The 20119-nt window shown below is 67.6% G+C and carries 21 protein-coding genes; 4 read left to right on the top strand and 17 right to left on the bottom strand.

Annotation, left to right across the window (positions count from 1 at the left end):
* On the top strand, positions 1-1183 hold a 1183-nt coding region (locus tag P2Q66_RS19000; protein WP_275730617.1), incomplete at its 5' end, for an HNH endonuclease.
* Positions 1184-1278: 95 nt separating this feature from the next.
* Here the strand turns inward: P2Q66_RS19000 and P2Q66_RS18995 are convergent.
* Positions 1279-1842 carry a TetR/AcrR family transcriptional regulator gene (locus P2Q66_RS18995; RefSeq protein ID WP_275730633.1) on the bottom strand — a complete coding sequence of 188 codons (564 nt, stop codon included), beginning with the start codon at positions 1840-1842 and terminating at the stop codon, positions 1279-1281.
* Positions 1843-2027: 185 nt separating this feature from the next.
* Here P2Q66_RS18995 and P2Q66_RS18990 point away from each other — a divergent pair, with 185 nt between their 5' ends.
* Positions 2028-2294 (top strand): hypothetical protein, encoded by a 267-nt coding sequence (locus P2Q66_RS18990; protein ID WP_079596862.1) that lies wholly within the window; start codon positions 2028-2030, stop codon positions 2292-2294.
* A gap of 10 nt (positions 2295-2304) precedes the next feature.
* On the opposite strand, the gene P2Q66_RS18985 is transcribed toward P2Q66_RS18990, so the two are convergent.
* From P2Q66_RS18985 to dacB, 15 genes are all read right to left on the bottom strand, one after another.
* A complete protein-coding gene (locus P2Q66_RS18985) occupies positions 2305-3222 on the bottom strand; it encodes a pantoate--beta-alanine ligase (protein ID WP_275730614.1) in 918 nt (305 codons plus the stop codon).
* A 2-nt stretch (positions 3223-3224) separates the two neighbouring features.
* A complete protein-coding gene (locus P2Q66_RS18980) occupies positions 3225-4118 on the bottom strand; it encodes a DUF2520 domain-containing protein (RefSeq protein WP_275730612.1) in 894 nt (297 codons plus the stop codon).
* Positions 4111-5673 (bottom strand): PH domain-containing protein, encoded by a 1563-nt coding sequence (locus P2Q66_RS18975; protein ID WP_275730630.1) that lies wholly within the window; start codon positions 5671-5673, stop codon positions 4111-4113. The genes P2Q66_RS18980 and P2Q66_RS18975 overlap by 8 nt, the downstream gene beginning before the upstream one ends.
* A 47-nt stretch (positions 5674-5720) precedes the next feature.
* Positions 5721-6233, bottom strand: a complete 513-nt coding sequence (locus P2Q66_RS18970) for a PH domain-containing protein (protein WP_115524705.1) — start codon at positions 6231-6233, stop codon at positions 5721-5723.
* Positions 6214-6762 carry a DUF3180 domain-containing protein gene (locus tag P2Q66_RS18965; RefSeq protein ID WP_275730609.1) on the bottom strand — a complete coding sequence of 183 codons (549 nt, stop codon included), beginning with the start codon at positions 6760-6762 and terminating at the stop codon, positions 6214-6216. Before P2Q66_RS18965 ends, P2Q66_RS18970 begins: the two co-directional genes overlap by 20 nt.
* Positions 6759-7304 carry a 2-amino-4-hydroxy-6-hydroxymethyldihydropteridine diphosphokinase gene (folK, locus tag P2Q66_RS18960; protein WP_115524706.1) on the bottom strand — a complete coding sequence of 182 codons (546 nt, stop codon included), beginning with the start codon at positions 7302-7304 and terminating at the stop codon, positions 6759-6761. Before folK ends, P2Q66_RS18965 begins: the two co-directional genes overlap by 4 nt.
* Positions 7301-7711 (bottom strand): dihydroneopterin aldolase, encoded by a 411-nt coding sequence (gene folB / locus P2Q66_RS18955; RefSeq protein WP_275730604.1) that lies wholly within the window; start codon positions 7709-7711, stop codon positions 7301-7303. The genes folK and folB overlap by 4 nt, the downstream gene beginning before the upstream one ends.
* A 13-nt stretch (positions 7712-7724) precedes the next feature.
* Complete coding sequence (folP, locus tag P2Q66_RS18950; RefSeq protein ID WP_275730601.1) at positions 7725-8645, bottom strand: dihydropteroate synthase; 921 nt, start codon at positions 8643-8645, stop codon at positions 7725-7727.
* 10 nt (positions 8646-8655) lie between these two features.
* The gene (folE, locus tag P2Q66_RS18945) at positions 8656-9300 is read right to left on the bottom strand and encodes a GTP cyclohydrolase I FolE (protein WP_079596871.1); all 645 of its coding nucleotides are present in this window, start codon (positions 9298-9300) and stop codon (positions 8656-8658) included.
* Between the two features lie 9 nt (positions 9301-9309).
* Positions 9310-11373: an ATP-dependent zinc metalloprotease FtsH gene (ftsH, locus tag P2Q66_RS18940; protein WP_079596872.1), complete on the bottom strand. Its 2064-nt coding sequence runs from the start codon at positions 11371-11373 to the stop codon at positions 9310-9312.
* 176 nt (positions 11374-11549) lie between these two features.
* Positions 11550-12590, bottom strand: coding sequence for a LacI family DNA-binding transcriptional regulator (locus tag P2Q66_RS18935; RefSeq protein WP_275730628.1), 1041 nt, complete (start codon positions 12588-12590; stop codon positions 11550-11552).
* 46 nt (positions 12591-12636) lie between these two features.
* Complete coding sequence (gene hpt / locus P2Q66_RS18930) at positions 12637-13188, bottom strand: hypoxanthine phosphoribosyltransferase (protein WP_041651844.1); 552 nt, start codon at positions 13186-13188, stop codon at positions 12637-12639.
* 30 nt (positions 13189-13218) lie between these two features.
* On the bottom strand, positions 13219-14277 hold the full coding sequence (gene tilS / locus P2Q66_RS18925; RefSeq protein ID WP_275730588.1) for a tRNA lysidine(34) synthetase TilS: 1059 nt from the start codon (positions 14275-14277) through the stop codon (positions 13219-13221).
* 96 nt (positions 14278-14373) lie between these two features.
* Entirely contained in the window at positions 14374-15507 is a 1134-nt protein-coding gene (locus P2Q66_RS18920) for a zinc-dependent metalloprotease (protein ID WP_275730626.1), read from the bottom strand.
* Between the two features lie 80 nt (positions 15508-15587).
* Complete coding sequence (dacB, locus tag P2Q66_RS18915; protein WP_275730585.1) at positions 15588-17090, bottom strand: D-alanyl-D-alanine carboxypeptidase/D-alanyl-D-alanine-endopeptidase; 1503 nt, start codon at positions 17088-17090, stop codon at positions 15588-15590.
* A gap of 155 nt (positions 17091-17245) precedes the next feature.
* On the opposite strand from dacB, the gene P2Q66_RS18910 reads away from it, so the two are divergent.
* Both P2Q66_RS18910 and P2Q66_RS18905 read left to right on the top strand, forming a co-directional pair.
* Positions 17246-17734, top strand: a complete 489-nt coding sequence (locus P2Q66_RS18910) for an inorganic diphosphatase (RefSeq protein ID WP_079596875.1) — start codon at positions 17246-17248, stop codon at positions 17732-17734.
* A gap of 160 nt (positions 17735-17894) precedes the next feature.
* A complete protein-coding gene (locus tag P2Q66_RS18905) occupies positions 17895-19307 on the top strand; it encodes a carboxylesterase family protein (protein WP_275730582.1) in 1413 nt (470 codons plus the stop codon).
* Here P2Q66_RS18905 and P2Q66_RS18900 read toward each other — a convergent pair.
* Entirely contained in the window at positions 19238-20077 is an 840-nt protein-coding gene (locus P2Q66_RS18900; protein ID WP_275730580.1) for an alpha/beta hydrolase, read from the bottom strand. The two genes, P2Q66_RS18905 and P2Q66_RS18900, sit on opposite strands and share 70 nt — an antisense overlap.
* Positions 20078-20119 lie beyond the last annotated feature (42 nt).

The raw sequence follows: 20119 nt of genomic DNA, 5'->3' as shown, positions 1-20119 counted from the left end.
CCCGGACCGCAACGGGATGGCATGGATCTCCGCGTACCTGCCCGCCGACTCCGCGTCAGCGATCTGGAACAGCACCACCGCCATGGCACGCGGCCTCCAGGGACCCCACGAAACCCGCACCCTGCCCCAACGACGCGCCGACGTCCTGGCCCACCGCCTCCTCACGCGCACCACCTTGGCTGGCGCGGACACAGCAGGCAGCGGCCAACCCCACACCCGCAGCCAGGACCAGGCTGGCATTGATGAACAGCTCCCCGAGGCCTTCATCGGGCTCGCCACGCTCGTCGGTTCGGAGGAAACAACCGCGGACCTGGGCATCCCAGACACCGGCCACTACCCAACCAACGGGCACATCTTCGCGAGCGGCAATCCAGACACCACAGCACCCGCTGGCCCCCTCGCCGGAAAAGTACCGGCCCCTCGGACGGACGTGCTGATCACCGTCCCGGTGTTCGCCCTACTCGGCCTCATCGATGAACCGGCCATGCTCGATGGCCACGGGCCCATCCCGGCCTCGATGGCACGGGAACTGGTCGCGGACGGGGCAACCTCCTTCTACCGGGTCCTGGTGGACCCGCGGGACGGAACGCCTCTGGAGATCGGCCGCACCAGCTACCGGCTCACGAAAGCCATGAAACAGGCACTCCGCCTCAGAGATGGCAGATGCACCTTCCCCGGCTGCAACAACCACACCCTGGACAACGAAGCAGACCACCTCACAGCATGGCAGCACGGCGGAACCACCGGAATCAGCAACCTGGCACAGCTCTGCCCCAAGCACCACCGGCTCAAGCACAACAGCGCCTGGACCCCCACACCGGCCACCAAAAACGAGCCGCCCGGCTGGACCTCACCCACCGGCCGCAATATCAAAGCGAACAACCTGACTGGGAACCACCCATCGGGCCCGACAAGCTGCAGGATCAGTCGCGGAGTGCCCTGCGGCATCCCCAAGAAGCAGGCGAGCCGGACCCCTCAACCGCCGACGGGTGGCCACCACAGGAATGGCTGGATTCGGCCCCGCCCTACTTCGAGCCACCCTGCGAAGAACCAGCAGGCGAAAACCTCATCGACCCTGACGACATCCCGCCCGACTCCCCCATATGGGATGAGCCCGTGTGGAACGACTTTTATGCCATGCCGTTCGTCCTTCCGCAGGACCCGGACAAGGACTGGGCCCTGAGCGGGTGGGCCCTGCTCCAGACCTGACCACGCCCGAGGACACTCAACGACGGCTGAGGACATGTCCAGCGCGGGAAGTGGATAGTGGGCCAGGAACTACGGCCGGTGGTGCTCGATCAGCCAGCCAGCCATCTGCTGCGCACGCCTGTTGGCCTGCATGTCGCCTTCAGTAGCGGAGATGATGGACCCCTTCATGAGGATGTGCCATGAACGGGCGAACTCCTCGGGGCGCACCAGTCCGGCCTCTTCCGCCAGGACCTGCACATGCCCCCTGATTTTGGCCAGGTAATCAATGCTCGCCTGCCCCAGCGGGTGGGCGGGCCCCATCTCCAGCAGGATGTTGATGAAGGAACAGGCTTCGAAGTCCTCCCGGAGGAACCAATCACCAAAGACGTCGAAGATGGCCAGCAACTGTTCGGCAGGGGTGTTTCCGCGGCGGCGGGCCTCCGAAACAATCGCGTTGACGGTCCACTGCTTGTCACGCTGCTCAAGGAATGCCAGAACCAATGAGTCCTTCGAGGGGAAGTGCCGGTAAAAGGTTGCCTTGGCCACTCCGGACCGTTCGATCAGTTCGTTGACGCCGACGTCGCGGACACCGCGCCGCGAAAAAAGCTCGTATGCGACTGCCATGATGCGTTCCGCAGAACCGGCAGGAGTCATTGCCGCCACCGCCGGAGGAGACACGGGGGACGCTGAAAACTCTGACTCAGGATTCATCGCACTTTCAGTCTATCGCGGGGAAGACAGACCGGTCTTTCCCGCTGTAATGTTTTTCCTATGCGCAGTGCTTAGGACACCGTGGAGGCCATAAACCGGCCGCTTCGGATTGGTGCAAGGAGGCCCCGATGTCAGCAGAGCGGTTGTTCCAAAGCGTACCTTCGGACCCCGACCCCTGGATGGCCGGTGATACGCCTGCCGAAATCCGCGAGTTCGCCATCCAGTCCCTGCGCTGGCAAGCCCAGGAAATCATCGACGAAATCCTCCGCAGCAATGAACCCGCCGAAGAGCTCTCCCGTGCGAGGCTCCGCCGCTGCGTCGCCAAAAACCCGGGCCGGCCCGAACGGGCGCTCCTGGAACAGCTGATGACCAACCGGGACGTCCCGGGACTATAACAAAGGCCGGTCATGAACTCAGCGGCGCGTTGTCGATCAGCCGCACCGGCCCCACCTTGGCGGCAATAAGCGCCAGCCCCTCGCCCCGGAACGGCGTTTCGCGGCAGTTTTCGGCCAGCGGCTCGAGCGTGGCCGGATCCACCACGTCGAAGTAGTCCAGCGCCACCAGGGGCTGGGACTCCACCAAACGGACGGCTGACTCAAGATCCAGCGGCTCCCGTGCGGTAGCCCGCTCCTCAAGCAGCCGGAGGGCCCGGGACAGCACCAGCGCGGCCTCCCGCTCTTCGTCCGACAGGAAGCGGTTGCGGCTGGACAGGGCCAGGCCCTCCGCGGAACGGACCGTGGCAACCCCCACGATCTCCACCGGAAAATTCAGGTCCGCCACCATGCGCCGCACCAGCGCCAGCTGCTGGGCATCCTTCTGGCCAAAGTACGCACGGTAGGCGGGAAGGCCTGAACCATCCGAACCACCCCCGGCCAGCCCCGCGGCGGGCATGCCGTAATGCAGCAGTTTGGCCACCACCGTCAGGGCACCGTCAAAGTGCCCGGGACGGGAAGCGCCCTCCCACTTCTCCCCCAGCCGGCCGGACGTTACGCGCACCAGCGGCTCACCCCCCGGGTACACCTCCTCCACCGACGGCGCGAACGCAAGGTCCACGCCCTCGGCTTCCAGCAGCGCCAGGTCTGCCTCCAGCGTGCGCGGGTACCGGTCGAGGTCCACGGCGTCGCCGAACTGCAGGGGGTTGACGAAGATGCTGGCCACCACCACGTCGTTCTGTTCGACGGCGGTGCGCGCCAATGCGGCATGGCCTTCGTGGAGTGCGCCCATGGTGGGCACCAGGCCCTGGGAAGCGCCGTGCCTGGAAGTCAGCAGACGTGCGCTTTCGGCGTGCAGATCGCCAACCGTCGTGACGAGTTTGATGGGCATGGTCAGTCCTCCCTCGGTTCGAGGGCCTTGCGCAGCCCCTCCAGCTGGTCAGCTTTCAGCAGGCCGCGCCCTTCGGCGCGCAGGGCTGTGGCGCGTGCCATCGCGAGGTAGGCCGCCAACACGTCACCTTGCCCGCCGCCGTCGAACTCCCGCAACGCCTCCGCATGCGCCTGCACTGTTCCCACATCGCCGCGCGCCACAGGGCCAGTGAGGGCGGATTCCCCGGAGGCCAGAGCGTTCTCCAGGGTTGCGCGCAGCAGCGGACCCAGCATGCGCTCGGGCAGGTCAACGCCCACCTCAGCCAACAGTTGCGAGGCCTGCGCCACCAGGGTGACCAGGTGGTTGGACCCGTGCGCCAGGGCCGCGTGGTACAGCGTCCTGTCCGCTTCGGCGATGGCTACGGGCTCCGCGCCCATCTCCACCACCAGCGCCTGCGCGATGGGAAGCATGGCGGCGTCGGCCGTGACACCGAAGGTGCAATCCAGCAGGCGCGTCAGGTCAAGGCTCATCCCGGTGAACGTCATGGCCGGGTGCAGCGCCAACGGGACAGCGCCTGCAGCCCGCACCGGATGCAGGACACCCACCCCGAACCTGCCCGAGGTGTGGGCCACCAGCTGGCCCGGCTGCCAGGCGCCGAGCTTGGCCAGACCATCCACCAGGTCCGGCAGGGCGTCGTCCGGCACCGCGAGCAGCACCAGTTCCGCCCGCTCCACGATGTCCTGCACCTCAAGGATGGGGACGCCGGGGAGCAGCGTTTCGGCCCGTTCACGGCTCGCGTCGGACACCGCTGAGACACCTACGACGGCGTGTTCCGCCGCGCGCAGGGCGGCGCCGAGGACCGCGCCCACTTTCCCGGCGCCAATGATTCCGACGCCGAGGCGTCCGGGTTTAGCCATGCTGCGGGCCTTCCTGGGTTGGGGCATGCGGCGCCCGGGTTTCGACAGGCTCAACCACCGAGGACGGCTCAACCACCGGCGCGGGCCTGGTTTCGACAGGCTCAACCACCGGGACCGCTACCTGCCGCAGCCACTGTTCCGTTGTTTGCCGTTTCCTGGCCAGCCGGGCGCGTGCCGACTGTTCGTCGAAGAGGGCCCGCGCCTCGTCCACGCCGGCCTGGGTCAGCCGCGGCGCGACAGGGCCGGCAGTGGTGTGAAGCACCAGGTCGGCAACCCTGAACCGCCGTGCCAGCGGCCCCTGGTGCAGTGCCATGGATTGGGTTCGCTGGTGCGGAACCACCACGAGCTCCCGCCACCAGCGGCCGGAGCGGATGAGCAGGGCGGTGTCCGTCGCGGCAAACCCGTTCCGGCGCCATCCCAGCGGGGCAAGTATCCGCGCCCGGCGCGGCGTGGTGACGAATCCGCCGTCGGAATCCAAGCCGGTGAGCCCGGCACCAAAAACGGCGGCAGGCCGGGCAGTGCCTGGATCCGGCAGCACCAGGGCGAGCATGTTCATGGCGTCCTCGAGCTTGCCGACGGGCAGCAGGGTGGTGCGGGAGGTGCCCTCTCCGGCGTTCTCCACCAGGCCGTAGCCGGCCACGTTGACCTGCATCCGGTACCAGCCGAACGGACGCCACAGCGGCGGCTGGGCAATCTTGAGTGCCTGGATCCGGCCGGGCGGCAGCGTCTGCGCCTGCGTGTCCAGCAGCCCGTACCGCAGCCTGATGCCGTCCGGCGAAATGGCTGCCGTGAAGTTGTAGCCCTTGTTGAAAAGGGTCCAGTAGCTAGCGGCGAGGCCCAGCGCGGCCGGAATCAGATAAAAGTAGAAGCTCTGGTTGTCCGTGACGGCGGAAAGAACCACGGAGGCCACACCGCCCACCGCCACGAAAAAGCTTTGTTCGCTCAGCAGCAACGAACCGACAAGGCGCGACGGCGGCACCGACAGGACCGGGTATTCCGGCGCCTCGGGCGCGGCCTCGCCAGGGCCCTCGACGCCGGTGCTCACCCCGGCGGCCCGGGCCAGGATGGTGGCGCGGAGCTGCCGGGCGTCATCCATCTTCAGGTAGGCCAGCCGCACAGCCGACTCCCCGGCGTCAGCAACCTCGAACTTGAGTTCGGCCAGGCCGAAGATGCGCGCCAGCAGGGGCTGGACGATGTCGATGGCCTGGACCCGGTCCAGCCGCGCCTGCCGTTGCTGGCGGAAGAGGAAGCCGGTGTTGACCCGGACGTAGCCGCCGGACACCTGGTACTTCGTGAAGTACCAGGTCAGGACGAAGCCCAGGACGGCGATCAGCAGCATGGCCGCACCGCCCGCCAGCAGCCACGGCGCCCGGCCTGCCAGCTCGTCCGTGAACACCGGCCGCCCCTGCAGCATCCGCTCAAAAATATCGCGGCCAAAGAAAAAGCCGATGGCGGCCAGCGCTACCCAACCGCGGACAAAAGGCGACGCCGGGTGCACACGCAGCCACCCGTCGTCGGGCCCGGCACCGCCTGCCGCAGCCGGTCCGGCGGGCAGCGGCGAACTGCCCGGCGCCCCCGTACCGGGGACCTGCCCGTCAGCGGTCACAGTCCTGCCAGCCTGGCTTCGCCGCGCGCCGCCAGCTGTTCGCGGAGCCGCGCGCCTTCGGCGGCGGGCAGGCCCGGGATCTTGGCATTGGTGCCCGGCGCGGCAGTGTGCAGCTTGAGCGTGCACAAACCCAGCCCCCGTTCCACCGGGCCCACGCCAATGTCCACGTACTGCATCCTGCCGTAGGGAACGGCCATGGTGCGCTGGAAGAAGATCCCGGTCCTGACCAGGAGGTCGTCGTCGCGCTCGGCATAGCCGATGGCCCGGACCTGGCGCGGGATCAGCACGAGGCGCCAGAGAGCCAGCACCAGCATCCCCGCCGGAAGGGCGACGGCCAGCCACAGCGGCGGCCAGCGCCATACGCCAAGGAGGACAAAGAGCAATGGCAGGGAGAGCAGCAGTACCGCGACGAGGTTGCCCACGGCCCACTCCACCAGCCGGACGGTGATGTACTTGGGCGAGACGCGCTGCCAGGCGATGCCCGGCGGATCAATCGCCTCGGTATGCATATTCGCCTTCCCCCGCGGCTTCGCCACGGACCTGGCGCCCGGGCTTGCCGTCAACACCCTTGGTGTCGCCGTCCTCCGGGGGAATCTTGCAGAAGCGCTCCACCAGGAGGCCAACCACGATCATCACCAGTCCCCCGCCGGCCATGGCCAGGGCCAGCCAGGTGATGCCCTGGTCGCTGCGCAGGCTCCAGATCCGCAGCTGGTCCAGGAAGATGCCCACGTGCCAGCCCAACAGCACGGTTCCGGCGTAGGCGCACGCCTGGGCCAGGACCAAGGTGCGGGCTGCCAGCAGCGGATCGAGCACCGTCTTCTTTTTGGCGTTCGCGTTCGTGATGCTGTTGCGCCACCTCAGGACCCGGATGCCCAGGATCAGGGTGATGGCGACGATGACGCCCATCGTGGCCAGCGCCGTAGCGGGCAGCACGGGAGTGGCCATGCTGTACCGGCTGGTCACCACGGTGGCCGCCCAGCCCGCGATTGCCAAAATGATGCCGATCAGCATGAGGCGCAGCGGGTTGATGGGCTTCATCGTTCTTCCACCGCCCCGGCAGTGGGCATGCCATCGAAGTCGCCGAAGCCGTCGAACGGGGCAAGATCGCCGTAGTCCGCCGCCCGGGCGGCCAGCGCGCTGATGCGTTCACCGTTCAGGGTTGCCGCGGGTTCGATCAGCGACCACGGGTACAGCACAAAGGCGCGTTCGGCGGCGCGCGGATGAGGCAGGGTCAGCACGGGGTCGTCGCTGCGGAGGTCGCCGTAGGTGATGACGTCGACGTCGAGCGTCCGCGGCCCCCAGTGCACCTCGCGGACACGGTGGTGTTTGTTCTCCACCGCCTGGCAATGTGCCAGAAGTTCCAGCGGAGCCAGGCTGGTTTCCGCGGTGATGACCATGTTCAGGAAGTCTGGCTGGCCGGCCGGGCCGCCCACCGCCTTGGTCTGGACCACCGGGGACACCGCCAGGAGGCGCACCTCCGGCGGATCGACAAGATCTGCGACCGCCTCGGAGAGGGTGTCGTTCCGTTCCCCCAGGTTGCTGCCAAGAGCCAGCACTACCTTGGCATAACCGGCATTCACGGTGTCCCCCCATTCAAGGTTGACTCCCGGCGGACGGAATTCCCGCTGACCGGATTCCCGCGGTGGACGGTGACGGCCACGTCGCCGAAGGGAACCTCGATGGGCGCCTGCGGTTTGTGCACGGTGATCTCCACGGCGTGGAGCCGGAATTCGGCCAGCAGGCTGTCCGCGATCCGGACGGCCAGGGCTTCGATCAGGTTCAGCGGCTCGCCCGACACCCATTCGGTAATACGCTGGGCCACCTCGCCGTAGTGCGCGGTGTCGCGGACGTCATCGGACTCCGCCGCCGCGGCGAAATCCAGGTAAAGCACTGCGTCCACAACAAAAGGCTGGCCCTCGCGGCGTTCAAAATCAAACACTCCGTGATGGCCGACGGCGGTCACACCGGTCAGCGTAATTTTGTCCATGGGTCCCCCGGCCCTACTGAATTTTGGGTACTGCGGCCATGCGGGCGGCAACCTTGACGGCGTCCAGGCTGGAGCCGACGTCGTGCACACGGACGGCCCAGGCGCCGCGGTAGGCACTGATGGCGGTGATTGCGGCGGTGGCGCCGTCGCGCTCCTCCGGGGACGCGGACTTGCCGGCCACGGTGAGCAGGGTTCCAAGGAACCGCTTGCGGGACGCTCCCACCAGCACCTTGTGGCCCAGGCTGTGCAGCTGGTCCAGGTTCTGCAGAAGTTCCCAGTTCTGGGCATCGTTCTTCGCGAAACCCAGGCCCGGATCGATGATGATCTGGTCCTGGCTGACGCCGGCGGCATAGAGCTTGTCCCGGACGCCGGCGAGTTCAGCCACTACGTCCCCGGCCACGTCCGTGTACTCGGCAAGGGAATTCATGGTGCGGGCGTCGCCGCGGCGGTGGGTCAGGATGTACGGAACCTTGGACGCAGCCACAAGCTCTGCCATTTCCGGTTCGATGCTGAGGCCGGAGATGTCGTTGATGATGGCGGCCCCGGCTTCCACAGCGGCCGCGGCAGTGGCGGCGTGGGTGGTGTCGATGCTGACCAGCGCACCGGCCTTGACCAGCGCCTCAATAACGGGGATGACGCGGCGCTGTTCTTCTTCGGGGCTGACGTCTTCGGCGCCGGGCCGGGTGGACTCTCCCCCGACGTCGATGATGTCCGCACCGGCGTAGAACATGCGCAGGCCGGCGGCGATGGCGGTGTCGGACGTGGCGTGCTTGCCGCCGTCGCTGAAGGAATCAGGGGTGACGTTCAGGATCCCCATGACCAGGGTGCGGTCGGTGGGCAGGTCTTCGAAACGGGCGGCCGGCCGCGGTTTGCGCAGGATGGGCAGCGGCGAAGTTGCGGGCCCGGTTCCCGGGGCTGCAGCGAGTGAGTCCATGGTCTGTTTGTTACCTTCCGAGGATGAGGCTCATGGCTTCGGCACGGGTGGCCGGGTCATGAAGCTGCCCGCGGACCGCACTGGTGACGGTCTTCGCTCCGGGCTTGCGAATACCGCGCATTGACATGCACATGTGTTCGCATTCAACAACGACGATGGCGCCCCGCGGCTTCAGGTAGCGGACCAGCGCCTCAACGATCTCAGTGGTGAGCCGCTCCTGCACCTGCGGGCGGCGGGCATAGATGTCCACGAGCCGGGCCAGCTTGCTCAGCCCGGTGACCTTGCCCTCATGCGAGGGGATGTAGCCCACGTGGGCCATGCCGTGGAACGGCACCAGGTGGTGCTCGCACGTGGAGTAGAAGGGGATGTCCTTGACCAGGACCAGTTCCTCATGGTCAAGGTCGAACGTGGTGGACAGGACATCCGCGGGGTCATGGTGCAGCCCGGCAAAAACCTCGGCGTAGGCTTTGGCCACCCGTTTGGGGGTGTCCACCAGGCCGCCGCGGTCCGGGTCTTCACCGATGGCGAGAAGGATCTCCCGGACGGCCGCCTCGATCCGGGGCCGGTCCACTTTCTGGTGCTTGGAGTGGGAGGATCCGTCCTCCGCCGGGTATCCGGCGGAGGCGGGAACGTCGTCGTCGTCGAAGTGAGTCACAGAGAAAGCTTAGCCGCGAAGGGTGTCCGGCCCCGATTCGGGGACGCCGCCCTGAAACGGTGCGTCTTCCGTAACGCCCTGCGGATGCGGAGGGTTGGCGTCCAGCGGCTCGTCCAAACGGGCCTGCTTGGCTTCTTCCTGCGCCTCGCGCTCGGCCCTCTCCTGGCGGCTTTCCACGGGGCCGGCCATCTGGACGGGGCGGGTCTCCTTGGACAGCCACACCTCGCGGAAGTCGCGCTTGCGGATGTCGCGGAAGATGTCGGCGATCTCGGCCTGGTTCAGGGTTTCGCGTTCCAGGAGTTCGAGCGCCAGCCGGTCCAGGACCTCGCGGTTCTCGGTGAGGATGGCGTAGGCCTCGTCATGGGCCTGGTCGATGAGGCGGCGCACTTCCTCGTCCACCACGTAGGCGATCTGGTCGGAGTAGTTGCGTTCGTGGCCCGCATCGCGGCCAAGGAACGGCTCGCCGCCGCCCTGGCCGAGCCGGACAGCGCCCACCCGCTCGCTCATGCCGTACTCGGTGACCATCTTGCGGGCGGTTCCGGTGGCCTTTTCGATGTCGTTGGAAGCGCCGGTGGACGGATCGTGGAACACGATTTCTTCGGCCACGCGGCCGCCCATGGCGTAGGCCATCTGGTCCAGGAGTTCGTTGCGGGTCACGGAGTACTTGTCGTTGTCCGGAACCACCATGGTGTAGCCCAGGGCACGGCCGCGGGGAAGGATGGTGATCTTGGTGACGGGCGCCGAGTTGCGCAGGGCTGCCGCCACGAGCGCGTGGCCGCCTTCGTGGTAGGCGGTGATCTTGCGCTCGTGTTCCTTCATGACGCGGCTGCGCTTCTGCGGTCCGGCCATCACGCGGTCGATGGCCTCGTCCAGGGCGCGGTCGTCAATGAGGTTGGCGTTGGAGCGGGCCGTGAGCAGCGCGGCCTCGTTGAGGACGTTGGCAAGGTCGGCGCCGGTGTATCCGGGCGTCTTCTTGGCCACGGCCTTCAGGTCCACGCCGGGCGCCATCGGCTTGCCCTTGGAGTGCACCTGCAGGATCTGGTCGCGGCCGATCAGGTCCGGCGCTTCCACGCCGATCTGGCGGTCGAAGCGGCCCGGGCGCAGCAGTGCGGGGTCCAGCACGTCGGGGCGGTTGGTGGCGGCAATGAGGATGACGTTGGTCTTGACGTCGAAGCCGTCCATTTCAACCAGCAGCTGGTTGAGGGTCTGTTCGCGTTCGTCGTTGCCGCCGCCGATGCCGGCGCCGCGGTGGCGGCCGACGGCGTCGATTTCGTCCACGAAGATGATGGCCGGGGAGTTCGCCTTGGCCTGTTCGAAGAGGTCGCGGACACGGGAGGCACCCACACCGACGAACATTTCGACGAAGTCGGAACCGGAGATGGAGAAGAAGGGAACGCCGGCCTCACCCGCGACAGCGCGGGCCAGGAGGGTCTTACCGGTGCCCGGCGGGCCGTAGAGCAGCACACCCTTGGGGATCTTGGCGCCGACGGCCTGGAACTTGGCCGGTTCCTGCAGGAATTCCTTGATCTCCTGGAGTTCCTCCACTGCTTCGTCAGAACCGGCGACGTCGGCGAAGGTCACCTGCGGCATGTCCTTGCTGACCATCTTGGCCTTGGACTTGCCGAACTGCATGATCTTGGATCCGCCGCCCTGCATCCGGGTCATCAGGAACCAGAACAGCGCGCCGAGCAGGATGACGGGAATCAGGAGGGAGAGGAGGCCGGAGAACCAGTTGCTCTCGATGGGCTGGTCCGTGTAGCCGCCGCTGAGGTCGGAGGCGGTGACTGCCCTGACGATGTCCTCGGCGCGGGCGTCCACAAAGTAGAACTGGACGCTCTTGCCCTTGTCCTGCCCTTCCAGGTTCAGGTTTTCCTTCAGCGTCAGGTCAACACGGTTTTCACCATCGAAGATCTTTGCCTGCTCCACCTGGTTGCCGGAGAGCAGTTCGAGGCCCTTATCGGTGTCAATCCGTGCCGCACCGCCGGGAGCCAGCGTTGCAAAAGCCACAAGGAGCAGACCGACCACAACGACGATCCAGATGCCCGGGCCCTTGAAAAAGTTCTTAGCTTTCATCTGTTCGGGGGCTGGCCCCGTCCCTTCTGGTAGTGCTGCACGGCGAGTAGTTTGCGCGCGTGATGGTGCTGCGTCAGCTTCTAGCTATACACCGTCCGGAGTAGATCACGCATGATGGAAAGCAAAAGTTCCCTGTGGGCGTAGCTACACGGAGGGGTGGGGCCTGTGCGGTGGTCCTACTGCCGCGGCGGCGCAACGGACTCCCGGATGACCAGCGGACACTCCAGGGTGGTGGTTCCGGCGTCGGGGTCATCGCCGCCGGTTCTGCCTTCGAGGGTGTCGATCAGGTGGTTCACGGCCCAGGCGCCCATTTCGTAGTGGGGCAGCGCCACGGTGGTCAACCCGGGGTGGAGGCTGCCGGCAATCAGGGCCTGGTCGTCGAATCCGACGACCGACAGGTCGCCCGGGACGGACAGCCCCAGCTCGGCTGCCGCTCGGTACGCCCCCATGGCCATGCGGTCGTTGTAGCAAAAAAGGCCCGACGGCGGGTTGCCACCGCTGAGGATCCGGCCGGCTGCCGTATATCCCCCGGCGGCATTGGACGAAACCGCCACAACAGGGGCGGCTTCGCCGTCGAGGCCTGCCCGGGTCAGGGCCTCCCGGAAACCGCGGAGCCGCTGCGAGGTGGAGGGCACGTCCTCCGTGTTGTTAATGAACCCGATGCGCGTGTGGCCGGCTGCGAGAAGGGCATCGACGGCAGCGGTGGCGCCGCCGTGCTCGTCCGGCACAACAGCCGGAAAACCGCCGTCCGCGGTCACAGCATCCACAAGGACCGCAGGCACCCTGGCGAGGTTGGCGGGTGCCTCAAGGTACCGGTGGTACATGGTGGCGTAGAGGATCCCGTCCACCTGGCGTTCCAGTACGGCCTCGACGTCGCTTTCCCGGGACGCCCGGCTGGCCGATCCCGCGGTGTTGATGACCATCAGGGTGTAGCCGCGGGCGCGGGCGGCCTCATCCGCGCCGAGGATGATCCGGCCGGCGTGCGGGGTGGTGGCGACGTCCTCGCTGACCAGCCCGAGCACCCCGGTGCGGCGGCTGCGCAGGGCCTGCGCCACGCGGTTGGGACCGTAGCCCAGCTCCAGGGCCGCGGCCTTCACCTTGCCGCGGGTTTCCGGGCTGATCCGCGCGTAGGAAACGTCGTTCAGGACGTGCGACACGGTGGTGGCGGACACCCCTGCCGCCAATGCCACATCCTTGATGCCGATGTTCCTGTTCAGCCGGCCTTCCCTTTCATACGACGCTTCGTAGGGCGCGGAAGGTGGCTTACTCGTAAACGTGCGGCGCGAGGGTGCCCACAAAGTCCAGGTTGCGGTACTTCTCGGCGTAGTCCAGGCCGTAGCCGACAACGAACTCGTTGGGGATGTCGTAACCGACGTACTTGACGTCGATCTCCACCTTGGCGGCCGTGGGCTTGCGGAAGGCGGTGCAGATTTCCACCGAGGCGGTGCCGCGGGATTCCAGGTTGGTCTTCAGCCAGGAGAGCGTGAGGCCGGAGTCGATGATGTCCTCGACGATCAGCACGTCCTTGCCCATCAGGTCCGTGTCCAGGTCCTTCAGGATGCGGACCACTCCGGAGGACTGGGTGCCGGAGCCGTAGGAGGAAACAGCCATCCAGTCCATGGAGATGTGGCTGTGCAGCGCACGGGCCAGGTCCGCCATGACCATCACGGCACCCTTGAGCACACCGACAATGAGGATTTCGCGGCCTTCATAGTCCTTGTCGATCTGGGCAGCGAGTTCGGTGATCCGCTGCTGGATCTGTTCCTTGGTGTAGAGAACGTGCTTGAGGTCTGCCTGGACGTCGTTTGAATCCACCAATGGCTCCTGTGTAGATGCGGGGTGCGACTATTTTGTGGGCGGTTTTTGAGGCCGGAACACTAGCTTCCCACAGCGCGGCCCTTCACGGGGAACGGAGCCGGGGTTATCCGAGCCGGCAGGCCGGCCGGCGGCGGGCGACGCGTCGAGCTGCGCGAGGGACAGCCGGTAGGCGCTCACCCCGCCCGGAAGTTCAACGGGGCCCGCGGAGCCCTGCCTCCTCAGCAGCGCCTCCGCCGCCAAAAGGCGCTTGTAGCTGGGCTGCTGCCCGCCGACGTCGGCCGCGGCCTTGGCGATCACGCGGAACCTGATGGCGGGGGCCAGGGCGCGCAACGCCTCCTCCGGAAGACTGACTTCCGGCCCGTTCCGTTCGGCCAGGGAGGCGAAGGTGGCTTCCGCCACATCCTCGAGGTAGTCGGCGTCCAGCTGCAGGATGGACGCCGTCCGGGCAAGGGATTCGGCGACGCCGGGCCCCAGTTTTTCCTCCAGGTGCGGGAGGACTTCGGTGCGGGTGCGCGACCGGGCGAAGGACGGGTCCGTGTTGGTGGGATCGTGCCAGGGGTCCAGCTCCTCCACCTCGCAGATCTCTTCCGTGTCCGCCCGGCGAAGCCCCAGGAACGGCCGCAGCAGGATACCCCGGGCGGGCCGCATTCCGGCCAGCGAACGGGTACCGGAGCCCCGGGCCAGGCCCAGCAGCACCTGTTCAGCCTGGTCGTCCAGGGTGTGTCCGAGCAGGATGGCCTCCGCGCCCTGGCCGGCCGCAGCCGCTTCCAGCGCTTCATGCCGGGCATCCCGGGCGGCGGCTTCGGGGCCCATGCCGGTGCCTGCCACGGTCACGGCCCGGATTTCCACAGGGGCCAGCCCGAGGTTCTGCAGCACCTCCACGGTGTGCGCGGCCACCTGGCCTGAGCCTTCCTGCAGCTGGTGGTCCACCACCACCGCGCCTACCGTTACGGTGTGGCCATCAACATGGCCGCGCCGTGCGAAGTAGGCCGCGACGGCGGCGAGCGCCAGGGAGTCCGGCCCGCCGCTGCAGGCCACCAGTACGTGATGCGGATAACCGGCCCCGGCGAGTGCCTCTTGGACCATCTTCCGCGCGGTGCCTACGACGGGCGCCAGCCTCCCGGGCCGCCGCCGGCCGCTGCCGGCCGGGGAAGGAAGGGAAACGCGGGGAACGTCAGGCAATTACAGGCCCATCCGGTCCAGCCACAGCTTGGCGTCGTGGATCTCCGGTTCGGTGGGCAGGTGGTCAGCAGACTCCCAGACCCTGTTGAAGCCGTCCATTCCCGCAACGTCCACCACGGCGCGGACGAACCGGGCGCCGTCGGAGTACTGGCGCATCTTGGCGTCCAGTCCAAGGAGGCTGCGGATAAACTTCTCGATCACACCGCGGTCCTTGCCGCGGTCGTTGAACCGCTGCCGGATGGTCTTGACGGACGGGACGATGCTGGCGTCCACACCGTCCATCACCACGTTCGCGTGGCCCTCCAGCAGGCTCATGACGGCGGTGAGGTGCGAGATGGCAGCCTTTTCCTCCGGGTCCTGCAGCAGGTCCAGGATGGCGCCGCGGCCGGGAGTGTTTCCGGTGGCGGAGCGGTCCTTGAGCGATCGGGCGGCAGCGGTTGCCCGGTCCATCAGCGAATCGACGTTGCCCAGCAGGTGAACGCTGAGTTCGTCGATCTGCTGCAGCATGTGGTGGCGGAGCCAGGGCGCGGCGGCGAACTGCACCCGGTGGGTCTGTTCGTGCAGGCACACCCACAGGCGGAAGTCCTCGGGCGCGACGTTCAGTTCGCGTTCCACGGAGATGATGTTCGGGGCCACGAGCAGGAGCCTGCCGCCGGCGGGCGCGTTGGAGCCTTCGGCCAGCGCGGCGAAGGGATCGTACTGGCCCAGGACCTTGCTGGACAGGAACGCCAGGATGGCGCCCAGCTGGCTGCCGGTGATGGCGCCGCTGACGCTGGCAGCTGCCGGGCTGAGGGAGCCGCGGCGGCTTTCCAGCATCTTTTCCATGGCGGGCTTCAGCATCACGGCGAAGCTCTGGGTGTTCGCCTTGGCCCACGAGGCACGGTCCACCACCAGCACGGTGGAGTCGCGGAGGTCCCTGGCCGCCTCCAATCCGCTGATTTCGTGGACGTGCTCCACCGAGGCGTCCGCGAGCCGGCGCAGGCTGTCCACGGCTTCGCCGATGGCGGCCTTGCTCAAGTCAGGCCCGGCAGGAGCCAGCCGTGCCGCGGTGGAGGCGGCAAGGTCCCAATTGATCAGGGCTTGGGCCGGGTTGGACAACGTTTGTGCTGACGACTCACCTGCAGTGGACTCCATAAGTCCCATCAGAACACAGCAGGCCGGGGATCGTCCTTAAGTTCGCTCACCGGCGAACCACGGCGGCAGCAACCACGCAGCTAGCGGCAGCCGCAGGCGGCGAGGGCTGTTGCGGCCCTGTCCAGGGCCACCCTGTTGCCCGCGGCACCCGGGGTGAGACCGTTTCCGATGAAGGAGAACACCAGGAGCCGCCCGTCCGCATCCACCACGTAACCGCTCAGCGCCAGCACCGTGTTCAAGGTTCCGGTCTTGGCGCGCACCAGCCCGGCGCCGCCCGCCGTCGATTCCTCCCCGTATCTCGCGTCCAGGGTGCCTGTCAGGCCGGCAACGGGAAAACCGTCCAGCGCCTCGCGGAGCCTGCTGTCCGTGCCGGACGTGATGGCGCGGACCGCCTCGGCGAACTGGCGGGCCGAGACCTGGTTGCCTATGGCCAGCCCGCAGACATCCACAAGTTGCATGGAGTCCGAGGGGATTCCGGCCCCGGCAAGCTGCGCGCGGACGGCCGCCGTGGCGCCGTCGTTGCTGCCCGGCAGGCCGGCCGCCACAGCAGCCATCCGGCCCAAAGCCTCGGCCAGGTAGTTGTCGGAGACCTGCAGCATCAGGTCAACCTGCTCCGCGACGGTGGCCGACTGCACTTCCGCCAGGACCGGCGGGATGGCAGTGTCACCTGCGGGCGCGGGCGCACGTTCGACGGCGGCGGCCACGGTCAGCCCCGCCGCGGCACCTGCCTCACGCAGCCGGGCGGCGAATTCCTCCGCTGCGGTGATGGCGGAATCCTGCGGGCGCGGCCCCGTAGTGACGGCAGGATCGAAGCGTGCCGAATGCAGCGCCAGCGGGTACAGCGGGGCCACCTCACCGGCAGCCACATCCCCGGCCTGCCATCCCGGATTAAGGGCGGGGCCGGTGAAAAGGGAATCGTCCACCAGGACCTTGATCTCCCCCGCTGTTCCGGCGCCCTGCAGCGCCGCAGCTGTCTGGGCCGCCAGCGTTGCCAGGCCGCCGTGGCCCATCACCTTTTCACCGGCCGATTCACCGGCGCCGAGCAGGACGTCGCCGCCGCCCTTCAGGACCACCTGCCCGGCGGCGGGACCGGCGGTCACGCTGGTGGTGAACCGGCGGTCCGGGCCCAATGAGCGCAGCGCGGCCACCGCGGTCAGCAGCTTCAGGTTCGACGCCGGCACGCGGCTTTCGGAGCCGCCCCGGTCAAAGAGGACCTGGCCGGTCACCGCATCCTGGACCAGCCCCGTGAAAGTACCGCCGCCGTCGGTCTTCAACACCGGGTCCAGCCGGGTGGTGACCGCCTCCGGGGACGGAATGTCCGCGGAGGCATCCAACGGGGCAAGCCCCTCAGGGGCCGACAGTGTGGCCGGAACCTGCTGCCATTCGGGAGCCGGCGGTGCGGGGGCAGGGGGCTCGGGTCCGAGGAACCCGGGGGCCACCAGCAGGGCCGCCGGGACGGCGAGGGCAACCAGGAGCGCGGTGAGCAGGACGGCAGGCCAGGAGCTTTTCACGGCTGCCAGCCCGCTGTCCGCAGCCCGCCGGACGCGATCAGTCCACGCGTCCGTGACGGTTGTTTTGGTCATGCTGGTGCCGGTCCTCAAGTCCTGAAATATCCCCACAAGTTCCTGATTCCAGGGCCTCTCGCTATATCCTCAATAGTAGTCGGCGGCACGGACACTCCTTTTTGTGGGCCCGTCAGATGTGCCGCGCACCCCCTGCAATTGCCGAGGAGCATTCCATGAAGCATGACGTGACCATCGAGATCCCCAAGGGATCACGCGTCAAGTACGAAGTTGACCACGAGACCGGCCGCGTCCGCCTGGACCGCGTCCTCTTCACCTCCATGCAGTACCCCACGCACTACGGGTACTTCGAAAACACCCTCGGCGAAGACGGCGACCCCTTGGATGCACTGGTGCTCCTGCAGGACTTCGACCTGCACCCGGGCGTCATCGTCGAGTCCCGCCCCATCGGCGTCTTCAACATGACGGACGACGGCGGCGGAGACGCCAAGATCCTCTGCGTCCCGGTTGACGCCCGCTTCGACCACATCCAGGAAGTCAGCGACGTCAACGACTTCCTGATCAAGGAAATCGAGCACTTCTTCACCCGCTACAAGGACCTGGAGCCGGGCAAGTGGGTCAAGGCCGAAGGCTGGGGCGACCGCGCCGCCGCCGAAGCCGAACTGGAAGCCTCCATCAAGCGCTACGTGCCCACCGGCCACTAGTCCCCACCGTCTCCCTCACCTCGCTTCACTCGGTCAGGGAACCCTGACGGCGTGGGCCCAGCCATCGACGCGGGGTCACTCCGCGCCCAATCCGCCGCCGGATTTGGGCCGGAAGTGACTCCGCGTTGTTGCTTAAGGGTTGTGGTTTAAGGTGGGTTCGGTGAACTCCGCACCTGTCTTCAGCCCGCCCTGCGGACCCGTCACCGGGTGGCGGGACGGGCACGTCCTCCGCGCCACCGGCATTCCCTATGCCACGGCCGCCCGGTTCCAGCCGCCCGTCCCGGTGCCGGACTGGAGCCAGCCTTTTACTGCCACCTCGCCCGCACCGGCCTGCCCACAGGGGCCAGTCCCGTTCCTCGACGACGTCCTGGGCACCCGGTACGGCGAACTCCCCGGCAGCGAAGACTGCCAGAACCTGTCCATCACCATGCCTGCGGAGCTGTGCCCGGATGAACGGCTGCCCGTCATGGTGTGGATCCACGGCGGGTCCTACACCACCGGGTCCGGCGACCTCGCCATCTTCGATCCTGCAGTCCTGGTGGCCGAGAACCGGGTGGTGGTGGTTTCGGTAACCTACCGGCTGGGACTGTTCGGGTTCCTGGCCACGCGCACGGGCCGCCCGGGGAACCTGGGACTGCTGGACCAGCTCGAGGCGTTCCGCTGGGTCCGGCGCAACATCGCAGCGTTTGGCGGTGACCCCAGCCGGGTCACCGCATTTGGGCAGTCCGCCGGCGGTGACGCCATCGCCCACCTGATGGCCACCCCGGAAGCGCCGAAGCTCTTCCAGCGTGCCATCATCCAGAGCGCACCGTTGGGCATCGCACGCGGCCGGGCCAAGATGAACCATGCCATGGGGATCGCCGCGGAGGCCGTCACCGCGGAAACTCCGGCCATGGACGTGGTGGAACGGGAGAACCACGTGGCCCAGGTGGCCCGCAGGTTCGGGATGCTGGCCGCCATGCCGTTCGGGACCCAGTACGGGCATGCACCGCTGCCGGAGGAAGCCGGAATCGAGGAGGCCTGGAACCGCTCAGCTCCCGGGATCGAGGTGCTGATCGGGCACACGTCCGAGGAAGGCCGGCTGTTCCTGCCCCGCAGCCCGCACCTCAGCAGGCTTGGCACGGTGCCGGTGGTGGGTGATGCGGCGCTGCGGGCCATCAACTGGGTGGTCACCGAGACCGTCTACGGCTGGGCTGCGCGAAAGTTTGCCCGCCGGCACTCCCGGGCGGGCGGGAATGCGCACCGCTACATCCTGCACTGGCATGCCCCGGGCAACATTTTCGGCGCCGCCCACACCATTGATCTCCCGCTGCTTTTCGGCAACCGGAGCACCTGGGACGGCGTGGGGCTGATCGCCGGCGCCGGCTGGGAGGACGTGAACGCTGTGGGCCGGCAGCTGCGGGCGCTCTGGGCGGGCTTTGCCCGGGGTGAAGACCTTGGTTCGGAGGGCGGGATTCCGGGCGCACTCACCTACAGGTCGGAGCTCCGGCCACCCCACCCGCGTCAGCGGCCCCGTGTGCTGGCAGCCGTGCTGCGGATGGTTTCCACCAGGATGTCCTGGCGCTGGAAGTAGGCGTTGTGGCCGGCGTCCTGGACGACCACGAGGCGCGCGCCCGGCACCGTAGCGGCAACATGCTCTGCCCCGCGGCGGATGCGCGGCCTTTCCTCATCCCCGATCAGCAGCGCCAGCGGGCTGGAGATGGATTCCAGTCCCCGCTGGAACGAGTCCACGTCCTGCGGGTCGGCGCTGAGGAACTCGCCCTGGCTCTGTTCCAGGCTCCGCGGGTGGCGTGCCGCTTCTATGGCGGCAGCGGTGGACCGGACCCGGATGTAGCGGGCGTAGTCGAGCGGGTTTTCCGCGATCCACCGCTGGGTGAAGGAATTTCCAACACCGAGCCAGATCCGTTCGTCTGCATCAAGTGAGCTGAAGACCTCGAACTTCTCCGGCTGGCCGGGCTGTCCCGGAGGCGGCACCACCAGCGGCCAGCCCATGCCGCAGACCACCAGGGCAGCGGCATCGCCAGGGTTTCGCACGGCCCAGCGGAGCGTGGTCATGCCGCCCATGGATTGCCCCACAATGACAGGGTTTTCCAGGCCGAGGGAGTCAAGAAAGTGTTCAAGCTCTGCGGCCCGGTCAACCAGCGGGCCCTGCCGCGGGGAGTTCGAGGACCAGCCATGGTCGTAGGTGTCGTAGGACAGGACCCGGAAGTCCTGCTCGAGTTCGCGGATGATCGGCTCCCAGCAGGCGGCCGCCGAGGCGTGGCCGTGCAGGAGCACCACAGGCTGGCCGTTGCCTGAGTCCGTGTAGTGGATGTCGTTGCCGAGCACATCAAGCCATGGCATGAAGATGATCCTTTCGGGCCCGGTCAGCCGGATGGCCCCCCA

The sequence above is a fragment of the Arthrobacter sp. Cr_A7 genome, from assembly GCF_029222765.1.
Lineage (GTDB): Bacteria > Actinomycetota > Actinomycetes > Actinomycetales > Micrococcaceae > Arthrobacter.
Note: the sequence above shows the minus strand (reverse complement) of the source record. Positions and strands in the feature narration are given on the sequence as shown.